Source organism: Massilia eburnea (assembly GCF_050709955.1).
In the GTDB taxonomy this organism is placed as follows: domain Bacteria; phylum Pseudomonadota; class Gammaproteobacteria; order Burkholderiales; family Burkholderiaceae_D; genus Rugamonas; species Rugamonas eburnea_A.
In genome coordinates this window covers 126,642-148,085 of sequence record NZ_JBNZFX010000031.1, presented here as the reverse complement: position 1 = coordinate 148,085, position 21,444 = coordinate 126,642, and the positions used below count along the sequence as shown (strand labels likewise).

Annotated in this window: 18 protein-coding genes; 5 read left to right on the top strand and 13 right to left on the bottom strand. The window is 63.3% G+C overall.

The window, feature by feature from the left end:
* Positions 1-61: 61 nt before the first annotated feature.
* The 7 genes from hpf to ACQ4MM_RS17715 all read right to left on the bottom strand — a co-directional run bounded on the left by hpf (position 62) and on the right by ACQ4MM_RS17715 (position 5,513).
* Entirely contained in the window at positions 62-421 is a 360-nt protein-coding gene (gene hpf, locus ACQ4MM_RS17745) for a ribosome hibernation-promoting factor, HPF/YfiA family (protein WP_431478577.1), read from the bottom strand.
* 72 nt (positions 422-493) lie between these two features.
* Complete coding sequence (locus ACQ4MM_RS17740; RefSeq protein WP_431478576.1) at positions 494-1,993, bottom strand: RNA polymerase factor sigma-54; 1,500 nt, start codon at positions 1,991-1,993, stop codon at positions 494-496.
* A 9-nt stretch (positions 1,994-2,002) separates the two neighbouring features.
* Positions 2,003-2,758: an LPS export ABC transporter ATP-binding protein gene (lptB, locus tag ACQ4MM_RS17735; protein WP_431478575.1), complete on the bottom strand. Its 756-nt coding sequence runs from the start codon at positions 2,756-2,758 to the stop codon at positions 2,003-2,005.
* Between the two features lie 2 nt (positions 2,759-2,760).
* On the bottom strand, positions 2,761-3,354 hold the full coding sequence (lptA, locus tag ACQ4MM_RS17730; protein ID WP_431478574.1) for a lipopolysaccharide transport periplasmic protein LptA: 594 nt from the start codon (positions 3,352-3,354) through the stop codon (positions 2,761-2,763).
* Positions 3,355-3,367: 13 nt separating this feature from the next.
* Positions 3,368-3,967, bottom strand: a complete 600-nt coding sequence (gene lptC / locus ACQ4MM_RS17725) for an LPS export ABC transporter periplasmic protein LptC (RefSeq protein WP_431478573.1) — start codon at positions 3,965-3,967, stop codon at positions 3,368-3,370.
* A gap of 11 nt (positions 3,968-3,978) precedes the next feature.
* Positions 3,979-4,515 (bottom strand): KdsC family phosphatase, encoded by a 537-nt coding sequence (locus ACQ4MM_RS17720; RefSeq protein WP_431478572.1) that lies wholly within the window; start codon positions 4,513-4,515, stop codon positions 3,979-3,981.
* On the bottom strand, positions 4,515-5,513 hold the full coding sequence (locus tag ACQ4MM_RS17715; RefSeq protein WP_431478571.1) for a KpsF/GutQ family sugar-phosphate isomerase: 999 nt from the start codon (positions 5,511-5,513) through the stop codon (positions 4,515-4,517). Before ACQ4MM_RS17715 ends, ACQ4MM_RS17720 begins: the two co-directional genes overlap by 1 nt.
* A gap of 82 nt (positions 5,514-5,595) precedes the next feature.
* On the opposite strand from ACQ4MM_RS17715, the gene ACQ4MM_RS17710 reads away from it, so the two are divergent.
* Positions 5,596-7,575, top strand: coding sequence for a cation:proton antiporter (locus tag ACQ4MM_RS17710; protein ID WP_431478570.1), 1,980 nt, complete (start codon positions 5,596-5,598; stop codon positions 7,573-7,575).
* 37 nt (positions 7,576-7,612) lie between these two features.
* Here the strand turns inward: ACQ4MM_RS17710 and ACQ4MM_RS17705 are convergent, their stop codons facing one another.
* The 3 genes from ACQ4MM_RS17705 to ACQ4MM_RS17695 are packed head-to-tail and all read right to left on the bottom strand — an operon-like array spanning position 7,613 to position 11,104.
* Positions 7,613-8,752 (bottom strand): DUF484 family protein, encoded by a 1,140-nt coding sequence (locus ACQ4MM_RS17705; RefSeq protein ID WP_431478569.1) that lies wholly within the window; start codon positions 8,750-8,752, stop codon positions 7,613-7,615.
* A gap of 19 nt (positions 8,753-8,771) precedes the next feature.
* Complete coding sequence (locus tag ACQ4MM_RS17700; protein ID WP_431478568.1) at positions 8,772-9,623, bottom strand: MOSC domain-containing protein; 852 nt, start codon at positions 9,621-9,623, stop codon at positions 8,772-8,774.
* A gap of 59 nt (positions 9,624-9,682) precedes the next feature.
* Positions 9,683-11,104, bottom strand: a complete 1,422-nt coding sequence (locus ACQ4MM_RS17695; RefSeq protein WP_431478567.1) for an NYN domain-containing protein — start codon at positions 11,102-11,104, stop codon at positions 9,683-9,685.
* Positions 11,105-11,176: 72 nt separating this feature from the next.
* On the opposite strand from ACQ4MM_RS17695, the gene ACQ4MM_RS17690 reads away from it, so the two are divergent.
* Positions 11,177-11,662, top strand: coding sequence for a nuclear transport factor 2 family protein (locus tag ACQ4MM_RS17690; RefSeq protein WP_431478566.1), 486 nt, complete (start codon positions 11,177-11,179; stop codon positions 11,660-11,662).
* A gap of 52 nt (positions 11,663-11,714) precedes the next feature.
* Here ACQ4MM_RS17690 and ACQ4MM_RS17685 read toward each other — a convergent pair whose 3' ends face one another.
* Together ACQ4MM_RS17685 and ychF are read right to left on the bottom strand one after the other, a co-directional pair.
* Positions 11,715-14,285: a BACON domain-containing protein gene (locus ACQ4MM_RS17685; RefSeq protein WP_431478565.1), complete on the bottom strand. Its 2,571-nt coding sequence runs from the start codon at positions 14,283-14,285 to the stop codon at positions 11,715-11,717.
* Between the two features lie 149 nt (positions 14,286-14,434).
* The gene (gene ychF, locus ACQ4MM_RS17680; RefSeq protein ID WP_431478564.1) at positions 14,435-15,526 is read right to left on the bottom strand and encodes a redox-regulated ATPase YchF; all 1,092 of its coding nucleotides are present in this window, start codon (positions 15,524-15,526) and stop codon (positions 14,435-14,437) included.
* 70 nt (positions 15,527-15,596) lie between these two features.
* Between ychF and ACQ4MM_RS17675 the strand changes: the two genes are divergently transcribed.
* The 3 genes from ACQ4MM_RS17675 to ACQ4MM_RS17665 all read left to right on the top strand — a co-directional run bounded on the left by ACQ4MM_RS17675 (position 15,597) and on the right by ACQ4MM_RS17665 (position 20,846).
* On the top strand, positions 15,597-16,136 hold the full coding sequence (locus ACQ4MM_RS17675; protein WP_431478563.1) for a DinB family protein: 540 nt from the start codon (positions 15,597-15,599) through the stop codon (positions 16,134-16,136).
* A gap of 112 nt (positions 16,137-16,248) precedes the next feature.
* On the top strand, positions 16,249-19,458 hold the full coding sequence (locus ACQ4MM_RS17670; RefSeq protein WP_431478562.1) for a DUF2339 domain-containing protein: 3,210 nt from the start codon (positions 16,249-16,251) through the stop codon (positions 19,456-19,458).
* Positions 19,455-20,846 (top strand): DUF3999 family protein, encoded by a 1,392-nt coding sequence (locus ACQ4MM_RS17665; protein ID WP_431478561.1) that lies wholly within the window; start codon positions 19,455-19,457, stop codon positions 20,844-20,846. Before ACQ4MM_RS17670 ends, ACQ4MM_RS17665 begins: the two co-directional genes overlap by 4 nt.
* On the opposite strand, the gene pth is transcribed toward ACQ4MM_RS17665, so the two are convergent.
* Entirely contained in the window at positions 20,843-21,427 is a 585-nt protein-coding gene (pth, locus tag ACQ4MM_RS17660) for an aminoacyl-tRNA hydrolase (RefSeq protein ID WP_431478560.1), read from the bottom strand. The two genes, ACQ4MM_RS17665 and pth, sit on opposite strands and share 4 nt — an antisense overlap.
* Positions 21,428-21,444: the final 17 nt, after the last annotated feature.

Here is a 21,444-nt window from a genome sequence, read left to right as displayed (position 1 = left end):
GCACACTGGTCGCAAAAAAGGGCGCCAATTGCGCCCTTTGGTGTGCTACACGACCGGTCCTTTACCCGGCGGTGGGTGGTGCTTCGTACGTATCCGGGAAATGCTTGATGGCCGCATGAGTGTGGTTCTGCACACGGTCTTTGTACTTCATGACCTGGCGATCCAGTTTATCAATCAGGGTGTCGATGGCGGCGTAGAGGTCTTGCGACAGGCTTTCGACGTACACGGTTTTGCCAGACATGCGCAGGTTGATTTCCGCTTTCTGGCGCTTCTCTTTCTCGGTGAGGTTATCTACAGTCAGGATGACAGCAATATCAATTACTTGATCGAAATGACGTTTGACTCTTTCCAGCTTGTTCTGCACATACTCGCGGATGGCTGGGGTCACTTCGACATGATGTCCACTGATGGTGAGATTCATACACACTCCTAAAGATGATGTCGCTCTCGAGTTCGTGCACGCCGAAACGCACAGAGGAACCCATGCACTGCACTACAAAGATTTGCGGAGGCTTACCGGAGGGATTTTCAACGCTTCTCGATATTTGGCAACAGTCCGTCGCGCAATCACCATGCCTTGTTCTCCCAGCATGTCCGCAATCTTACTGTCGGATAAAGGATTTTTCGGGTCTTCTGCTCCTGTCAATTGCACGATCAGTGCCCGTATCGCAGTCGAGGAAGCCTCACCCCCAGCTTCGGTCGCGACGTGGCTACCAAAGAAATATTTCAACTCAAACATGCCATGCGGGGTGAGCATATATTTTTGAGTTGTTACGCGAGAAATAGTGCTCTCGTGTAGTCCCAGTGTATCAGCAATTTCACGCAACACAAGGGGTCTCATGGCCACCGCGCCATGGCTGAAAAAGTTCTTTTGTCTTTCTACTATCGCCTCCGCGACGCGCAGGATGGTGTCGAAGCGCTGGCGCATATTCTTGATCAGCCACTTGGCTTCCTGCAGCTGGCCATTCATCTGCGACTCGCTCTTTCCCTGCTTGAGCAGGTTGGCGTACAGGGCATTCACGCGCAGGCGCGGCACCACGTCGTTGTTCAGGGTGACCAGCCAGCCGCCGCGGCCCTTTTTCACGATCACGTCCGGCACCACATAGTCTGACTCGCCTGACGCAAATTCGGCGCCCGGATGCGGGTTGCACTGGCGGATCACGCACTGCGCTTCGCGCAGGTCTTCATCGTCGCAGTCGAGCGCTTTCTTCAGCTTGGTGAATTCGCGCTGGGCGAACCAGGTCAGGTACTTTTCGACGATGGTCAGCGCCATGCGCCGCGTCACCAGCGGCACGCCGGGCATGCGCTTGATCTGCAGCGCCAGGCATTCGGAAGCATTGCGTGCGGCGACGCCGGGCGGGTCGAAGCTTTGCAGCAGCACCAGGCTGCAGCGCAGCTCGTCCAGCTCGATTTCCAGCTCGGCCGGCAGGCGTTCGTGGATTTCTTCCAGCGCTTCTTCCAGGTAGCCGTTGTCGTCCAGCGCGTCGATGATCAGTTCCATCAGCGCGCGGTCGCGCGGCTCCTGCACGGTGACGCGCATCTGCTCCAGCAGGTGTTCGCGCAGGGTGCAGCCGGAAGCTTCCAGCTGCGGGCGGCTGTCTTCGTCGTCGGCGGATTTGCTGCCGGAGCTGGCGCTCCAGTCGGCGTCGTCGCTGCCATTGCCGGCGCTTTCGCTGTTGCCGGCTTCGTAGCCTTCGCCTTCGGCCGCGGCAGCCGGGGCGTCGCCGCCCTCGCCTTGCGCGCCTTCAGTGGCGGGCGCAGCAGGGCCGTCCGCGCCGTTGCCGTTGCCCTGGCTGATGGCGCCGTCGGCCAGCAGGCGTACCGAGTGGTCGAGCGGGTCGTCCAGGCGCTCCAGCATGGGATTGTCGCCCAGCAGCTGTTCCAACTCCTGGTGCAGCTCCAGCGTGGACAGCTGCAGCAGGCGGATGGATTGTTGCAGCTGCGGCGTCAGCGCCAGGTGTTGCGAGGTTCGCAGTTGCAGTGTTTGTTTCATGGCCTTCGCTTACATGCGGAAGTGTTCGCCGAGGTAGACTCGGCGTACGGATTCGTTGGCGATGATGTCGTCCGGGCGGCCCGAGGCCAGCACGGCGCCCTGGTTGATGATGTAGGCGCGGTCGCAAATGCCGAGGGTCTCACGCACATTATGGTCGGTGATCAGGACACCGATATTGCGCTCCTTCAGGAAACGCACGATACGTTGGATTTCGATCACGGCGATCGGGTCGACGCCGGCGAACGGTTCGTCCAGCAGCACGAAGCGCGGGTTGGTGGCCAGGGCGCGCGCGATTTCAACCCGGCGGCGCTCGCCACCGGACAGGGACAGGGCCGGGTTCTCGCGCAGCTTCTCGATCTGCAAGTCAGCCAGCAGTGCTTCCAGGCGCTGCTCGATCTCGGCCTTGGAAAGCGGCTTGCCTCCGACCTTCTGGATTTCCAGCACGGCGCGGATATTCTCTTCCACAGTCATCTTGCGGAACACCGAAGCTTCCTGCGGCAGGTAGGACAGGCCCAGCATGGCGCGCTTGTGGATCGGCAGGCTCGATACATCGGTGCCGCCGATATCGATGGTGCCGGCATCGGAGGCCACCAGGCCGACGATCATGTAGAAGGACGTGGTCTTGCCGGCGCCGTTAGGGCCGAGCAGGCCGACCACTTCGCCGCACTCGACTTGCAGCGAAACGTCGTGCACCACCTGGCGCTTGCCATAGGTTTTCTGGAGGCCGCGCACGACCAGCGTGCTGGCGCAGGTATTTGCTTGCATGCTTACTTCTTCTCCGTAGTGGCGGCAGGCGCCGCGGGCTGCGCGGCTGGCGGCGTGGCAGGCGGCTCGGTACGGGTCGGCTGGATCACCATGGTGCCGCGGCCACCGCCTGGCTTGCTTTCGCCGCTGGAGGTATTGCGCACGCTGAAGAATTCCTTGCGGCTGTCGTAGGAGATGAACTCGCCCTGCACTTCATCGTTCTGCTTGCCGCCTTCCAGGCGGCGGATGGTGGCCTTGTTGAACATCTTCACCAGTTCAACCTGCTCTTCGTATTCGATGCGGTCGGCATCGCCTTCCACCCACTGGTCGCCGGCGCCGTCACGCTTCTGGCGGAAGGTGGCTTTCTTGCCATCGCCGAACAGGGTCACCTGCTGGAAGCCTTCCGGCGTCTGCTTGACGTAGGCGCGTTCGGCCGTCATGGTCAGCGTGCCGCGGGTCAGCTTGACGCCGCCCAGCAGGATGGTGACCTGCTTGACGTCGTCGATGTCCATCGAGCCATAGCTGATGTTGGTCGGCTTGTAAGAGTCGGCTTTCTCGGCCAGCGCCGGAGCCGCGACTCCCAGCAGCAAGGCTGCCGACAAGAGTAGTCGTTTCATAGTCATTCCTCAGTTATTGGTCTGCTGCCTTGGGCGGAAGCTGCAGCGTGCCATTGCCGGCCAGGTGCATCTCGCGCGTCGCATTATTGGCGCGCATGTTGTTGGCCGAAGCAGTCGTATTGCCAAGTCGCAGCTTCACCGGATGATCGGTTTCCATCCGGTCTTCGTCCGGGAAGATCACCAGCTTGTCAGATTCCAGGTGCAGCAGTTGCGCGTCCGGCGCGGCGGCACGGTCAATCGTCACGTTGCCGTTCAGGGTGACACGGCTGTTGGCATCCTCCACGCGCGCGGTGTCCGCCACGATTTCCATCGGCGGCTTGTCGCCGGCCAGGCTGTGCACGCGCGGGTTGTCGATCTCGGAAGAATCGTCGATCGGGCGATGGGTCAGCTTGTCGCCGCCAATGATGTAGCTTGGCTTGCCTTCCTTGGTCATGCGCACGAAGGAGAAATTCTCGATGATATAGTCCGGCTCGTTCAAGCGTTTATCGGCCTGCATCTGTTCGTCCGCGCGGTTCAGCAGCTCGAGCAGGTAAAAGCTGCCGAGCGCCGCCAGCAGCACGAAGATCATGCCGAGCGAAAGGCGGAAGCGGTGGGCGGTCCTCTGGTTACGCATTGCCGGCTCCCTTACACCAGGAACTGCGCCATCACGCGGTCATAACTGCCCGTGGCACGCAGCACGAACTCGCAGGCCTCGCGCACCGCGCCGCGGCCGCCCGCGGCTTCCGTGATGTAATGGGAACGCTGCTGCGCTTCCTGGCGGCCATTCGGCACGCTGACCGCAAAGCCGACACGGCTCAACAGCGGCAGGTCGACCACGTCGTCGCCGATGAAAGCGACCTGCTCTTCGGCCAAACCCAGTTCGGCCAGCAGCGCCTTGAACGGGGTCAGCTTGTCGTGGCCGCCCTGGTGCACGTAGTCGATGCCCAGGTCCTTGGCGCGCGCCAATACGATCGGCGTGCGCCGGGCACTGATGATCGCGGTCTTGATGCCGGCTTCCTGCAGCAGCTTGATGCCCAGGCCGTCGTGCACATTGAAGGTCTTGACCATTTCGCCGTCGGCGCCGTAGGTCAGGCTGCCGTCGGTCAGCACGCCGTCCACGTCGAAGATGAACAGGCGCACCTTGGCGGCACGGCCAACCAGGTCTTCGCGTTTGGACATCATCAGATCACCTTGGCGCGGGTCAGGTCGTGGATGTGCAGCGCGCCGACCAGCGTGCCGTCCGGATCCACCACCAGCATCTGGTTGATGCGGAATTCTTCCATCACGGCCACGGCGTCGACCGCCAGCTGGTCGGGGCCGATGGTGCGCGGGTTCAGGTGCATCACGTCCTTGATGACGACCTTGGTGAAGTCCTGCACCTTCTCGATCATGCGCCGCAGGTCGCCATCGGTGAACACGCCGACCGGCTGGTTGGCGGCATCGACGATGGCCGTCATGCCCATGCCCTTTTGGGTGATTTCCAGCAGCGCGTCCGGCAGGCGCGTTTCCAGGCCCACGGCCGGGATGGCGCCATCCTTGCGCATCACGTCGCGCACATGCGTCAGCAGGCGGCGGCCGAGCGCGCCGCCGGGATGGGAACGGGCGAAATCTTCTTCCTTGAAGCCGCGCAGGTCCAGCAGCGCAACGGCGATCGCGTCGCCCAGCGCCAGGGTGACGGTGGTGGAGGCGGTCGGCGCCAGGTTCATCGGGCAGGCTTCCTTGGCCACGGAGACGTCCAGGTGCACGTCGGCCAGCTTGGCCAGGCTCGATTGCGGCTTGCCCGTCATGGCGATCACGTGGCCGCCCATGCGCTTGACCACCGGCAAGATGGCCATCAGTTCTGCCGCTTCGCCGGAATAGGAAATGGCGATCACCACGTCTTCCGGGGTCACCATGCCCAGGTCGCCGTGCGCGGCTTCGGCCGGATGCACGAACAGGGCCGGGGTGCCGGTGGACGCCAGCGTCGCCGCAATCTTGCGGCCGATATGGCCCGACTTGCCAATGCCTGACACCACGACGCGACCCTTGCATTGCAGCAACAGCGACACCGCCTGGCCTACGGTCTCGTCGGTGGCCAGGCGCGCATGCAGCGCTGCCAAGGCGTCCGTTTCGATCTGCAGGGCCTCACGCGCCAGTGCCAGGGCACGTGTTGCGGTCTTGGCATCAAAAGATTTCAGCATTGTTTTTTCATAGGGTACACTCATGCCCGAAGTATAGCCGAATTAGATAAGCAAAAAACTTGCCAGACAAAACAAACAACGGATGTTCTCCCCCCTTGAACTGACCCTCCTCCTGCTCGGCAGCGCCGTCCTCGGCGTGGTTGCTTTCCGTATGATGCACCTGCCGCCAATGCTGGGCTACCTGGCCGTCGGCATCCTGCTCGGCCCGCATGCCATGGGGCTGGCTGAACAAAGCCATGCCACCGAACTGCTGGGCGAATTCGGGGTGGTGTTCCTGATGTTCTCGATCGGCCTGGAATTCTCCCTGCCCAAGCTGATGGCCATGCGCTCGATCGTGTTCGGGCTGGGCATGGCGCAGGTGGGGCTGACCATTGTCGCTACCATGCTGTTCGGCTGGATCATCCATTTCCTGCTGCCGCCCTCGATCCAGCTCGGCTGGCAAGCGTCGTTTGCCCTGGGCGGCGCACTGGCCATGTCGTCCACCGCCATCGTGGTCAAATTGCTGACGGAGCGGCTGGAACTGGAAAGCGAGCATGGGCGCAAGATCATCGGCATCCTGCTGTTCCAGGACCTGGCGGTGGTGCCGCTGCTGATCCTGATCCCGGCGCTGGCGCAGAATCCGGCCGACCTGCCCAAGACCCTGGGCCTGGCCGGCCTGAAGGCTGCCGTGGTGCTGCTGCTGCTGCTGTTCGTCGGCCAGAAGGTGATGCGCAAGTGGTTTACCATCGTCGTGCTGCGCCGTTCGCAGGAGCTGTTCATGCTCAACCTGCTGCTGGTGACGCTGGGCGCGGCCTGGATTACCGAGCAGGCCGGCCTGTCGATGGCGCTGGGCGCCTTCGTGGCCGGCATGCTGATTTCCGAAACCGAGTACAAGCACCAGGTGGAGGAGGACATCAAGCCCTTCCGCGACGTGCTGCTTGGCCTGTTCTTCATCACCGTCGGCATGCTGCTGAACGCCCGCGTGGTGCTGGAAAACTGGTGGCTGGTGCTGGTGCTTCTGACCGGGCCGGTGCTGCTCAAGTTCGCCCTGATTGCCGGCCTGGCGCGCCTGTTCGGTGCCTCCACCTCGACGGCCATGCGCACCGGCCTGGCGCTGGCCCAGGCCGGCGAATTCGGCTTCGTGCTGCTGAACGTGGTGGGCGGCATGAAGCTGGTCGACCCGTTCGTGGTGCAGGTGGTGCTGGCCTCGATGGTGCTGTCGATGCTGCTGGCGCCGTTCCTGATCGCGCAGTCGGACAAGATCGTGCTGAAGTTCTCCGCCAACGAGTGGATGATGCAGTCGCTGAACCTGACCAATATCGCGGCGCGCACGATGTCGGCGCAGAAACACGTGATCGTGGCGGGCTTCGGCCGTTCGGGCCAGTCGCTGGCCACCCTGCTGACCGAAGAGAAGATTCCTTACCAGGCGCTGGACCTGGACCCGCTGCGGGTGCAGGAGGCGCAAGCCGGCGGCGCCAACGTCTCCTACGGCGACGCGGCTCGGCGCGAATCGCTGGTGGCAGTCGGCATCAAGCGCGCTTCGGCGGTAGTGATCACTTACGCCTCGACCCCTTCCGCGCTGCGGGTACTGCACCTGGTGCACGAACTGGCGCCGGAACTGCCTGTCATCGTGCGTTCGCACGACGATTCCGACCTGGACCGGCTGAAGGAAGCCGGCGCCGCCGAAGTGGTGCCGGAATTGATGGAAGGCTCGCTGATGTTGGCCTCCCACGCACTGGTGATGCTGGGCGTGCCGCTGCGGCGTGTGGTGCACCGCGTTCAGCGCGCACGCGAAGAGCGCTACGCCTCGCTGCGCGGCTACTTCCACGGCGCCAGCGACAGCGGCGAAGAATCGGAAATGGTGCGGCTGCATTCCGTGCCGCTCGGCGAACAAGCCTCGTGCATCGGCAAATGCGTGAAGGACCTGGCGCTGGAGGAAACCGGCGCGGCGATCTCCGCCATCCGCCGCGGCAAGCAGCGCCTCGATGCGGAAGCCGGGACCACGCTGGAAGCGGGCGACGTGGTGGTGTTGCGTGGTACAGCTGAAGAAGTGGCGCGCGCCGAAAACGATCTGCTGGCCTGAAACCGGTGAACCAGTGTCAGACCCGGACTTACCGGTTTCAGGCAGCGTAGCGGATCACCCGATTGCGGCCGCCTTCCTTGGCCTGGTACAACGCTTCGTCGGCCTGTTCGATCAATAGCGTCGCCTGCTCTTCCGGCGAGGCGTCGCCGGGCACCAGCGCCAGGCTGGACACGCCCACTGAGGCCGTGATCGACACCTTCACTCCATGCGACAGCTCGATCATGCTGGCCGCGATGCCGGCGCGGATGCGCTCGCCGACATAGGTCGCGCTCTCCAGGTCCGCATCGATCAGCAGCACCACGAATTCTTCGCCGCCGAAACGCGCCAGCGCGTCCGACAGGCGCAGTTCGGCCTTGATGCGGTTGGCCACTTCGCGCAGCACCTCATCGCCGCCGCCGTGGCCGACCGTATCGTTGACGCGCTTGAAGTGGTCGATGTCAATGTACATGAACGACACCGGATACGCCTGCCGGCGCGCGCGCGCGATCTCTTCCAGCAGGCGGCGGTCCACGTAGCGGCGGTTGAACACACCGGTCAGCGCATCGGTCAAGCCCATGTACTTCAGCATTTCGTTGGAGATCACGTTCTCCAGGCAGATGGCGATGATGGACGCCATGTGCTCGACGAAATCGGTGCCCAGGCTGGGCGAGAAGCGCGCCGGATCGGCACTGCCCAGGTTCAGCGAGCCAATCAGCCGCTTATTGCGCAGCAGCGGGACCACGCCCACGCTTTGCAGGCGCATGCCCGGCTGCGGGAACTGGGGGCCGTGCTTGCGCGGGTCGAACATGCCAAGGTATGGCTTGGGCGCCTGACCCGGGTCGAGCTCGAAGGCCAGGCTTTCAACCTGCGGCACGAACACCAGGTTGGGGAAGCCGGAGAAATCGACGCCCAGCTTTTCCATCACGGTGCGGATATCGTCGTCCACGTCGACCAGCGACAACGTCACCGCATCCAGGTCGGAAATCACCGGCAAGGAGCGGAATATGGTGCCGATCAATTCGGGGAAACTGGCCGCGCCGACGATTTCCAGGTCGAACGCCTGGTGCCGCGTCATGATCGAATGATTGCGTTCGGCCTGCTCGATCAGGTAGGCAAGGCGGGCGCGCAGGGACTGGTTTTCCGCCGCCAGTTCCGCCTGGGTGGGCTGCTGGCCCGTGATTTTCTGCGTGATCTCCATCGCCTGCCGATATTCACTACTAAAACGACAGTGTAACCTCGATTGGGTCGCCAACCGATAGTTTTATACCATCACCTGTTGCTACGATTGCATTCATGCCGAAACAGATGCCGCCATCGAGTTCCGCCTTGGCGCGGTAGCTTTGCAGGATATCCAGCGGGTCGGGGCCGAATTCACCGGTGGACTGGTCGACCGATGGCATCGGGCAGCGCGCGCAAGGCTTGACCGGCTTCAGGGTCGCCTGGCCGATGCGGAATTGCTCGGTGTAGTCCTCTTCGAAGGCATCCAGGTCGCCCACCACCAGGTTGGCGCGGAAGCGGTTCATCGGCAGCGGCTGGCGGCCCTGCTGCAGGAGTTTTTCGTTGAGGTCCTGCAGCGAACCGGTGCCAATCACCAGGATCGGGTAGCCGTCCGAGAACAGGGTCGGATGCTGCTCGCCATTGGTCCATTTGCCGCTGGTCAGGCGCTTGGCATTGGCGTGGAATCGCGCCAGGCGGCACTCAATGCCGAGGAACTTGCTGAACCAGGTGGCGGTGGTGTCGTCGCAATCGTAGGCCAGCACGGTGTCTTCCCAGACCTGCACCTGCAGCGCCGGCGCCGTTTCCGGGTCCGGCAGGCCGAGCGGGATTTCCAGCTGCAGCATGCCGGGCGCGCGCAGCTCCATGGTTTCCGCTTTCAGGCGCGGCACGATCAGCGCCATGCGCGGATGCTCGCGCTGCGTCAGCGCCACACCGCTGGCGTCTACCAGCATCCACTCGCGGTCGTAGATTTGCCCGGTCATCAGGCCGGCGCGGGTCAGGGTCGCCTGCTGCAGCGACACCCCCGCGCAGGACTTGATCGGGTACAGGGTAAGTTCGGAGATGAAGGGCATAGTGCCCGTGAGTATGGCAGAAAAAATATCGCCGCGCGGGGCGCGGCGAATTTCGAACGTTAAGCTTCCGCTTTCGGTTTCTTCGGCAGCTTGCTGCGCGCGGACGGCTTGTGCACGCCCGGCTTCCTGGCGCGCTTCGCCGCCGCAGGCTTGCCTTCGGCCGGCGCTTCCACCGCCGCCGCTTCGGCCACCACCGCAGCTTCAGCGGCTACGGCCTGCACAGGCTCCGCATGCTGCACCGCCTGCGCGGCATCGGCCGCAGCCTGCGCCACCTTGCTGCCGCGCGAGCTGGTTTTCTTGGCTGCCGGCTTCTTGGCAGCAGCGCGCGTGCGCTTGGCTGGCGGTGCTTCGGCCGATACTTCAGCGGGCGCCTCGAGCGCCGGCGCAGCCGCTTCCAGAACCGCCACGGCAGCAGCTTCGGCAGCGGCAGGCACTTCAGCAGCGCCAGCAGCAGGGACAGCTTCGCCCTCGCCGCGACGGCCACGCCCACCACGGTTGCCACGATTGCGGCGGCTGTCGCGTCCCTCGCGATCGCGGCGCGCTTCGCCTGCCTCGCCGCCAGCGGCCGCTTCCTCGGTACCTTCCTGCGCCTCGCCAGGAACGGCCTCCGCCACCGCTCCGGCATCGGCTTCGTTCGATGCATCGCCGGCAGGCAACACGGCCGGCTGGCTGCTACGGTACACATATGCGCCCGACTTCTCGTCGCGGCCGAATTCCAGCAGGCCGCGCACCTTCATTTCTTCCAGCAGGTTGCCGAAGGTACGGAAACCGTAATACGACTCGCTGAAGTCCGGCTTGCGGCGCTTGATCGCTTCTTTCAGCACGGAGGCCCAGATCTTGCCCTCGCCGCGTTCGGCAGCCAGCGCATCGAAAGTGGTATAGGCGATTTCCACGCATTGGTTGCGGCGCTTGTCCATTTCTTCACGGCGGCGCTTCTCCTCTTCCGGCGAACGCTTTGGCTGCTGCTCGCGGTCATTGCGCGTTGCCTGGCGCTGGCGGCGCGACTCGCGTACCAGGTCGTCGTAGAAAATGAACTCGTCGCAGTTGGCCACCAGCAGGTCGGAGGTCGAGTCCTTAACGCCCACGCCGATCACACGCTTGGCGTTCTCGCGCAGCTTGGATACCAGGGGCGAGAAATCGGAGTCGCCGGAAATGATGACGAAGGTGTTGACGTGCGCCTTGGTGTAGCACAGGTCCAGCGCATCGACCACCATGCGGATGTCGGCCGAGTTCTTGCCGGACAGGCGCACGTGCGGGATCTCAATCAGCTCGAAATTCGCCTCATGCATCGGGGCCTTGAATGCCTTGTAGCGGTCCCAGTCGCAGTACGCCTTCTTGACCACGATACTGCCCTTCAGCAGCAGGCGCTCAAGCACCGGCTTGATGTCGAATTTCTCGTAGTTGGCGTCGCGGACGCCCAGTGCGACGTTTTCAAAGTCGCAGAACAGCGCCATGCTGGCGTTATCGTTGAATGAAGCCATGTTTTTTATGAGAAGCTGTGCACAATCCGGCGATTATACTATTTCGCCAACATTGACCCGGGAGACAACCGAATGAAACACCTGCTGATCGCTGCCGCCACCGTCCTCATGATGCACAGCGCCCTGGCGGCCGAGCCGGACACCGAATTCCGCCAGCAGGTCAACGCCTTCGTCGACAGCTGGCACGACGACGCTGCCAACACCCGCCCCGACTACTGGGACAAGTTCACGCCGGACGCCGTTTTCATCGGCACCGACAAGAGCGAAGTGTGGCGCTACCAGGAGTTCAAAGCCTGGGCCAAGCGCTTCTGGGACCGCAAGAAGGCGTGGAGCTTCACCGCGCAAAAGCGCAATGTCTACTTCTCGCCGGATAAGAAATATGTGTGGTTCGATGAACAGCTGACCACACAGATGGGGACTTGCCAGGCCAGCGGAGTGCTGCTCCACACCGGCAAGGGATTCAAGATCGAGCACTACCAGTTGTCGCTGGCAGTGCCCAATCCCCTGATGGACAGCTTCAGTAAAACCATCCGTGAATTCGAAGCTAAAAAGCCTTAAGTCGCCGGGCGAAACGCCCCCGCCGGGCTTCCGGGCGAAGGGGCCGGGTCAATCAGGGGCCTACCGCCATGATTGACATCAACGGGTCGTTGGTCAAACCGATCAACATCATGCCATCGGCTGACACCACCAAGCTGTGTGGCTTCAGATCATGGCCGTTGCCGGCGAACTTAAATTGCTTCAACTGGACGCCGCTGCTGTCATGCAACCATACGTCGAAAGCACTCCAACTGGCGGCGCCGCAATACACGCGGCCAAAGCTGTCTACCTCAACGTTGTTGGGGTAAGAATCGCCGCCCGGCAGAGTACCCAGATTGCCGAAATTGACCGCGTCGCCTATCGCGCAACGGTAAGGCCACCCATTGGCAGTATAGAAGCGGCTTCCGTCCAGCCCAGGCGCAATGTCCTGGCTGTTTTGGCCGCCGCTGAAGCTGCCCGCATAAGTCATGCGCAGGCCCCCTCCTGCCACCGAGGTGAAATCAATGTCATAGACCATAGCCGTGGACGGGCTGGCCCCCTGGTTCTGCACATAGAGGCGCTTACCGTCACGCGTTGCCGCCATAAACATTTCGCCCAGCTGTGACTGCGCCGAAAGGGTCTGCGCATTGGCAATCCTCAGAACGTCGCCTTTGCTAGTCAACAAAAGTTCTTCCCCATTGGGACGGACCGACAGCAAATGTCCGAAATCGGCCAAGTCGTTGCGTGGGGTCCAGGTGCCCACTTTTGCCAGGGTTTGCGGATTCAGCATGACGACATTACGGTTGGCCATGTCATAAACATACAGGCGGTCACCGTTCTGGTTTACCGTCATGCTGCCCAGCGCCCCACTCAACGCGGTGCTGGCAACCTTCTGGCCGGTGTAGACGTTATAGACATCCAGCACGTTACCGCCATTGTGGGCATAGACGAGAGGGCGGATAGCGTCGGCAATGACCTGCTTGTAAGCAGTCTGGAAATCGACTCGTGCGGCAGGTGCTGCGCTCCCCTTCCACAAGGCCACACGAATCACTTCCGGAGCCGCGACACCGGCTGTATTGGAAGTCAGCGTCACGGTGGCATGGCTGGTAGTGTCATTCGGAAGCGAAGATGGATCACCAGTGAAGGTCAGCTGGCTGCCGTTGCGGATCACATTCAACCAAGCTTGGTCGGAACTTGCAGTCCAATCTGGGTTTGCACCGAAGTTGTCACGTACGGTCACGGTGCGAATCAAGCGCGACCATCCTGGCACCGAAACCATTGCAAGTCCGGTTTCCGACGGCAAGATCTTTTCCTGGTCGCGGAGAATGGTCAGCGTGATAGGCTTCACAATGGTATCGCCGTTCACCTGCAACGTCACATTAACCACTGCAGTGGAACTACCTGGCGGTGCCTTTTCCAGAACCGGGGTAATTTCGAATGAGGTCCCGGTCTCGTTAGCGAAGCCGCTGCGCGCCGAGACATTGATCCACGGCGGCAAGGCGCCAAGCGTCCAAGGCCAACTAACGCCTTTGGTATTGGTTTGCAAAATAACCTGAACCATGCGCGCCTCACGGCCGTTTTCGCCGCCCAGGTAGATCGGGCTCGACGGGACGTGAAAATCCGGCTTAATAAGGTTCAGTTGCACGCTCAGGCTACGGTCTTTCCCGTTCGGCGATTTCAGCGTCAAATTGCCGTTGTACTGGCCGCTCGCCAAAGCCCCTTTCATCGGATCGACCGTCAGGCCGAGCTGACCCGGCAAAATGCCGCTGGTCGGTGTCGCGGTCAGCCATGCGGCATCGCTACTTGCCGTCCAACTACCGCCACCGTCCAGATCGAAGCTGACCTGTTGCGTATTGATCGGAACGCCGTTGATGGCGGTGAACGTGAAGCCGGACTGGCCCACCGTAAAGTTCCGCGCAATGGTCGTCAGGCTGGCGTTCAGCGTTACTTGCTGGCCATCGGTGGAAGCCACCGTAATGGCGCCCGACTGCACGCCTTCGGTCGCCTTGCTGCTGTCGAATTCGACGGTGAAGCTGCCATTGCCGCTCCCACTCGCGTTCTTCAGGGTCAGCCAGGGGACGGCAGTCACGGCAGTCCATTTGAGCTGCCCGGCCTGCACCGTGACGGTCACAGGCGATGGCGCTGCAGCGCCTAGGTTGATGGTCGGGGTCAGCGAACCGCCAGCCTGCGCCAGCAGTTTCGCTGCTGCTGCCACCACGGTGAAATCGTATGGCAGTTGCATTGGCGAGCCAGGGAAGTGCTGGCTGCAGGCCTGGTCGCGGCATAAATTGATGGCGAAATTACCCTTGTAATTGCCTGGTTGCAGCGCTGCGTTGGTCTGCAGAACTGCAGTGTATTGGGTCGCGGTCTGACTGACAATGTTTGCCGATGGCAGCAATACGCCCGTGGTATCGACAATTTTGGCATAGACCGTGCTATTGAAATCTGCCGGGCGGTTGACGCTTGCACTGACCGCTACCGTAGTGGAGGTACCCGACGGCATCGATGCTGTGGCAATACCGGGACTGAAGGTCAACGCGGCCGCAGTCGATGGGCCATTGCTGCCGCCGGTGGCAGGGCTGGAGCCGCCACCGCCGCAAGCGGTTAGCAGCGTGGATGCCAGTAGGCAGACCGCCGCCCGGGTGGATAGGAAGTGTTTCAGCACAAGGAGCCCTAAATATACAAAGGACGCCACTTTACTAAAACACTATCATTTTAATTCTAACCAAATATAACCTTGATGAAAAAGCAACAAAAATTCCCGGAACCAAAAAAAAACCGCGCACTGCGCGGCTTTTTCAGAAATTTTCGGAATCAGACGTTGAACAGGAAGTTCAGCACGTCGCCATCCTTGACCACGTATTCCTTGCCTTCGGCGCGCATCTTGCCCGCTTCCTTGGCGCCGGATTCACCTTTGAACGCGATGAAGTCGTCGAAGGAAATGGTCTGGGCGCGAATGAAGCCACGCTCGAAGTCGGTGTGGATCACGCCTGCCGCTTGCGGCGCGGTGTCGCCCACGTGGATGGTCCAGGCGCGCACTTCCTTCACGCCTGCGGTGAAGTAAGTTTGCAGGCCGAGCAGCTTGAAGCCGGCGCGGATCAGGCGATCCAGGCCCGGTTCCGCCATCCCCATGTCGGCCAGGAAGGCGGCCTTGTCGGCGTCGTCCAGCTCGGCGATTTCCGCTTCGATCGCGGCGCAGATGGCGACGATCGGTGCGTTTTGCGCTTCAGCGTACTTGGTCAGCTGGTCCAGCAGCGGATTGTTGGTGAAGCCGCTGTCGGATACGTTGGCCACGTACATGGCTGGTTTGGCGGTGATCAGGCACAGCGGCTTGATCAGGGCCATGTCCTCGGCGCCCAGGCCCATTGCGCGCACTGGCTTGGCTTCGTTCAGGTGCGGCACCAGGATTTCCAGCAGGGCCACCAGCTTGGCGGCATCCTTATCGCCGGAGCGGGCTTTCTTCTGTTCGCGGTGGATCGCTTTCTCGACGGTACCCAAGTCCGCCAGCGCCAGTTCGGTCTGGATCACTTCGATATCGTCCAGCGGCGAAACGCGGCCGGCAACGTGGATCACATTCTCGTCTTCGAAGCAGCGCACCACGTTGACGATGGCGTCGGTTTCGCGGATGTGGGACAGGAACTGGTTGCCCAGGCCTTCGCCCTTGGACGCACCGGCCACCAGGCCGGCGATATCGACGAATTCCACGATGGCCGGCACGATGCGCTCAGGCTTGACGATCGCGGACAATTGATTGAGGCGCGGGTCCGGCACTTCCACCACGCCGACGTTCGGCTCAATGGTGCAGAATGGATAGTTCTCGGCGGCGATGCCAGCCTTGGTCAGTGCATTGAAAAGGGTGGACTTGCCGACGTTAGGCAGGCCGACGATGCCGCATTTGAGACTCATGGAAAACCTTTAAATGATATTGTTCTGCTACGGAATTTTCCGCAAATAGACCGAGATTGTACCCCAGAACATGTCGAGAACCGCCCATATCACCCTGCTGGCCCGCTACAACGAGTGGATGAACGACAAGCTGTATGAGGCGGCAGCCAGCCTGCCGGCTGACGAGCTGACGGCTGAGCGCGGGGCGTTCTTTGGTTCGCTGCTGGCGACCCTCAACCATATAGCCGTGGCCGACACCATCTGGCTCAAGCGCATCGCCAGCCACCCGTGCTTTGGCGCGGCGCTGGCACCTGTCGCGACCCTGGCGCAGCCCGCCGCACTGGACCAGCCGCTGTTCGATTCACTCGCCGCCCTGCGCGAGCGCCGCGCCTGGCTCGACCACCTGATCCTGGGCTGGACCGCAGGCCTGGCCGATTCCGACCTGGACGCCGTCATCACCTATCGCCGTATGAACGGCGAAGCCAATAAGCGCCAACTCGGGCTTTTGCTGCTGCATTTCTTCAACCACCAGACCCATCACCGCGGCCAGGCCAGCACCTTGCTGTCCCAGGCCGGTGTCGACCTGGGGGTGACAGACTTGCTGATGCTGGTGCCAGAAGCGGAAGATTAAGCAGGATCAATTCCCGATACGCCTGTGGACAAACGGCGATACGGGTATCGCTGGCGCTTGCAATATTGTTACCAATGGAAAACAATGCCATTAGAACAATTAGGGAGCATCCATGGATTTGCTTTGGTTTATCGTGCTGGCGGTGGTATCGCGCTGGGCCTGGCTGGCCCGTCGCGACGCGCGCCAGGCACGCGAGCATGCGCTCCAGTTGCAGCGTGACTTTGCTGCGCTGGAGATCACACTTGCCAGCTTCAAGCCCAGCGCCGCGACACAAGCGGCTGCTGTCGCACCGGAAGCGCCCGCCACGCCGGCAGCGCCCGCCACCCCAGCGGCACCAGCCGTACCGCCCAAACCAGCCGAGCGCGAGCCGCTGGTAGCGCGTACGGCAGCCCTCCCACCGCCGCCGGTGCCACCAGCGCCGGCACCGGCCGTACCGCCCGCCGGGCCGCGAGCGGAACCGCCCGCCAATCCATTCGATGAAGCCGAACGGGCCTGGGCTGCCGCGAAGGAAGCCGCCCGGGACACCGACGTACCGGCCCGCCCCGCAGCGCAGCCAAGCCTGCCGCCAAGCCAACCTCCGGCCTGGTTCACTGCCGCGCGCAACTGGCTGTTTGAAGGCAACCTGGTAGCGAAAATCGGTCTCCTGATCCTCTTCATCGGCGTCAGCTTCCTCCTGAAATACGCTGCCGCCCGCGTCACGGTGCCGATCGAATTGCGCCTGGCCGGCATCGTCCTCGCCGACCTGGCCGCGCTGGCCTGGGCCTGGCGTATCCGCGTCAGCAACAAAGGCGTCAGCCTGCCGCTACAGGGCACCTGCATGGCCGTGCTGATGCTGGTGGTATTCGGCGCCTTCCGCATCTACCACCTGATCCCCGGCGGCATGGCTTTCGCCATGTTGTTCCTGCTGACGCTTGGCACCTGCCTGCTGGCCGTGCTGCAGAACGCCCAATGGCTGGCCATCTTCGGCATTACCGGCGGCTTCGCGGCGCCGATCCTGGCCGCCACCGGACAGGGCAGCCACGTCGCCCTGTTCAGCTACTACGCCCTGCTCAACGCCGGCATCCTGGCCATCGCGCTCAAGCGCTCCTGGCGCGCGCTGAACCTGCTCGGCTTCGCCTTCACCTTTGTCATCGGCACCGCCTGGGGCGTGCTGCGCTATGAGCCGCAGTTCTACCTGTCGGTGCAAGGCTTCCTCGCTCTGTTCTTCCTCTACTACGTCGGTATCGCCATCGCGTATGCCCACCTCGAGGCGCCCAAGCTGAAAAGCTATGTCGACGGCACCCTGGTATTCGGCACGCCGATGCTGGCGGCCAGCCTGCAATTCGGCCTGGTGAAAGGCTTCGAATTCGGCATGGCGTATTCCGCCCTCGCGCTCGGCCTGTTCTATGGCGGGCTGGCGATCGCGCTGGCGCGCCGCCGTGCCACTTACGGCCTGCTGGTGGATGCGTTCACCGCGCTCGCCGTGGTGTTCGGCACGCTCGCCATCCCGACGGCGCTCGACGGACGCTGGACTTCCGCCGCCTGGGCGCTGGAAGGCGCCGGCATCGTCTGGATCGGCCTGCGCCAGCGCCAGCCGCTGGCCTGGGGCTTCGGGCTGCTGGTGCAATTGGGCGCATGGGTCAGCTTCATCGGCTCGGTGTCCGGCCTGGACCAGGAAGCGGCAATGCACTCCAACCTGTGGCTGGGCTTCCTGCTGCTGGCGGTCAGCGCCTGCATCATGGCGATGCGCTTCCGCCACCATGCCAGCGATGAAGGGTTGGGCGGCCTGCAGCTGCCGGGCGCGCTGTTCCTCGCCGGCGCCGCCATCTGGCTGGTCGGCGGTGCCTGGACCGAAGTCATCCTGCGCACCAGCGGCAAACTGCAAGCCAACCTGCTGGTGGCCAGCGCCCTCGGCGCCGCCGTCGTGATGGCCCTGATCGGGCGCCGCCTGGCATGGCCGATGGCGCGCGGGCTGGCCATGGCCACGCAACTGCTGGCTGGCCTGGTGCTGGCCGGCCTGCTGGCATTGAACTGGCAAGTCGCCCCGGTCTCGCCGGACTTGTTCGCCACCCCATTCCTCGGCAGTGTGATGCTGCTGGCCGGCGCCGTATTCAGCGCCTGGACCCTGAAGCGCTACGGCACGGAATATCCACCGTCCTGGTCGAACGCGGTACTGGCATATTCCGGGATATGGTGGCTGTTCGTGATCGTGCCCACCATCGCCAACTGGCTGCTGGCCCATTACGAACTAGCGACCAGCGGCAATTTCGAGCCGCACAGCCCATTGCGTGCCAGCGCCTACAACCTGATGATTGTCGCTACCACGCCAGTGTTGATCAAGCTGGCGCAACGCCTTTCCTGGCCGGCCCTGCGCGCCGCCGTGCTGCCCGCCTGGCTGCTGTTCGGCCTCACCACGCTCGGGATGCTGGGCGCACTGTATAGCAGCATCACGGTGCCCGCCGGCGAAGTATGGTTCGCCTACGCCGCACTGTGGCTGCTGTCAGAGTGGCTGATGCGCGGCACCAAGCTTGGCAATGCGCCGCTGGTCTTGCTGCACACGCTGCGCAGCACCGGTCCATGGCTGATGATCTGGCCTGTCGGCGCCTACTGGATTTCGCGTGGGCTGGAGGGCAGCGGCGCCGATCCTGCCTGGGCCAACTTCCTGCCGGCCTGGCTGATGATGGGCGGGCTGGCATGGGTGATGCGCCGCGTGCGCGCCGACGCCTGGCCGGTGCAGCCGGTAGCCGCCTGGTACCGCGATGTGCTGCTGCCGCTGGGCTGCGGCTGGTCGCTGTTGCTGGTAGCGGTGTGGAATCTGACGCAGGACGGCGCGATGGCGCCGCTGCCTTACGTTCCTCTGGCGAACCCGCTCGACCTGACCAGCATCTTCGCGCTGCTGCTGTCGATTGCCGCCTACCGCCTGCTGCAGGATAAGCCCGCGCCATACCGTCCGCAATTGCTGTCCGGCGCCGCACTGGTGGCCTATGCCTGGTTCAACCTGGCGCTGCTGCGCACTGTCTCGCACTACGTCGGCGTGCCTTACCAGTTCGACGACCTGTTTGCATCGCAGTTCGTGCAAGCCATGCTGTCGCTGGTGTGGAGCGTGACCGCGCTGCTGCTGATGCGCTTTGCGACGCGCAAGCAGGAGCGCAAGCTGTGGATTGCCGGCGCGGTGCTGCTCGGCGTCGTGGTCGCCAAGCTGTTCCTGGTCGACCTGTCCAATGTCGGCGGCGTTGAACGCATTGTGTCCTTCCTCGGCGTTGGCGCGCTGATGGTCGGTATCGGCTACCTCGCTCCCTACCCGTCCTCGCGTGGCGGTGAAACTGAGAAGGAAGCAGCATGAGCGCGCTGCTCCTGGCGGCTGCCGTCGCCACCACGGCGGTAAGCGATTTGCCGCAGGATTACACCCACGTGATGCCGCTGTCGGTCAATGGCAAGCCAAGCGTGGTCCAGCTGCAGTTGCCGCGCGACGCTTACCTGAACGCGCGCTCGGCATCGCTCAACGACTTGCGCGTGTTCGATGCGCACGGCGTGCCGCAGCCTTTTGCGCTGCGCCAGCCGGATGCCGCTTCCAGCACCACGCATCGCGCCCTGCCGGTGCGCATCTTTCCGCTGATGGCGGAGCGCGCCGATGCCCCGTTGGCGGGGCTGGAGGTCAGCACCGCCACCGACGGCCGCGTGCTCTCCGTGCGCCTGCCTGCGCCACAAGGCACGGCGCCGGCCGGCCTCGCGCAGGAACGACTGGCCGGACTGGTACTCGACTTGCGGCAGGAAGGTTCGCAAGAGCCGCCGCAGGTCGATGCCCTGCACTTCACGCTGCCGCCCGGGCGCACCACCTATACCGGCCAGGTCTGGCTGGAGGCCAGCGACGACCTGAAACATTGGGATGCCATCGGTGTCGCGGAATTGAGCTGGCTGGCCAATGCCAGCGACGAAACTCTGGCCAACGACAAGCTGGAATTTCCGGCCCGCCCGATGCGCTACGCGCGCCTGAGCTGGCGCAGTGGTGAACCGCTGCCATTCGCCGCCATCAGCGCGCAATCACCGGTGCACAGGCCGGCGGCAGCGCCCACCGAATCGCTGCTGTTGCCAGCGCAGCCGGGCCGCGACCCGCGCGACCTGCAATACAGCAAACCGGCAGGCGTCACGCCACTGGGTGTCGGCCTGCAAGTCGAGAGCGGCAATATGGTGCTGCCGGCCATGCTGGGCAGCTACGTGGAAGTGCGGCGCACCGGCCAATTCCGCTTTGAGCCCGCCGTGCGCACCACGTTCTACCGCCTGGAACAAGACGGCAAGACGCGCTTGTCGGGCGACATCGCGGTCCCGGCCTGGATCGGCGAGCGCTGGGTGCTGCGCTTCGACCAGCCGCCGCCAGTCAAGCCTGCCCTGCGCATCAGCTGGGAGCCGGCCACGCTGGTCTTCGTAGCGGGCGGCACGCCGCCTTATACGCTGGCCGTCGGGCGCGATAAAGCGGCACCGGCCGCACGCGACATCAGCGAGGTGGCACCAGGCTTTACACCGGCTGAATTGCGCACGCTCGAGCGCGCTACCGCAGGTGCGGCGCAAGAGCAGCTGGCAGCATTGGCCAACGCCGCCAAGCGCGCGAGCGCCGACAACAGCGCGGCCCAGAAACGCCTCATGATCCTGTGGGGCGTACTGGTGCTGGGCGTGGCAGTGGTAGCGGGGATGGTGTGGCGCCTGCTGCGTCAGGCAGGCACCGGCAACACTTAATTGGTGTGCAGTTCCATCGTCGCCTTGGTGAAGTCGCCGGCGACGGCGGTGGGAATGATGCGCAGGGCTTTTTCGATCGCTTCTTCGATCAGCAATTGCTCTTCGCGGCGCGGGCGGTGCAGCACGAAATCAGCCACCGGCTGGTTCAGGTTCAGGGTGCGCGGGTGGCCGATGCCGATACGCAGGCGCCAGTAGTCCTGGGTGCCGAGCGCGGCGGTGATGTCCTTCAGGCCATTGTGGCCGCCCGATGAACCGCCCTTTTTCAGCTTGGCGGCGCCGGGCGGCAGGTCCAGTTCATCGTGCACCACCAGCACTTCGTCCGGCTGGATCTTGTAGAAGCGCGCAATCGCGCCAACCGACTGGCCGGAGCGGTTCATATAGGTTTGCGGCTCGAGCAGCCAGAGCTGGTTGCCGCCGATGATGGTCTTGGCCACCATCGCGTTATAGCCCGACTCGCGCTGCAGGCGCGCATTCGGCAGCGAATTGGCGAGATTGTCCACCAGCCAGAAGCCGGCGTTGTGGCGGGTTTGTTCGTATTCGGCGCCGGGGTTGCCGAGGCCAACAATCAAGCGAATGGGCATGGTCTTGCGGTTGCGAG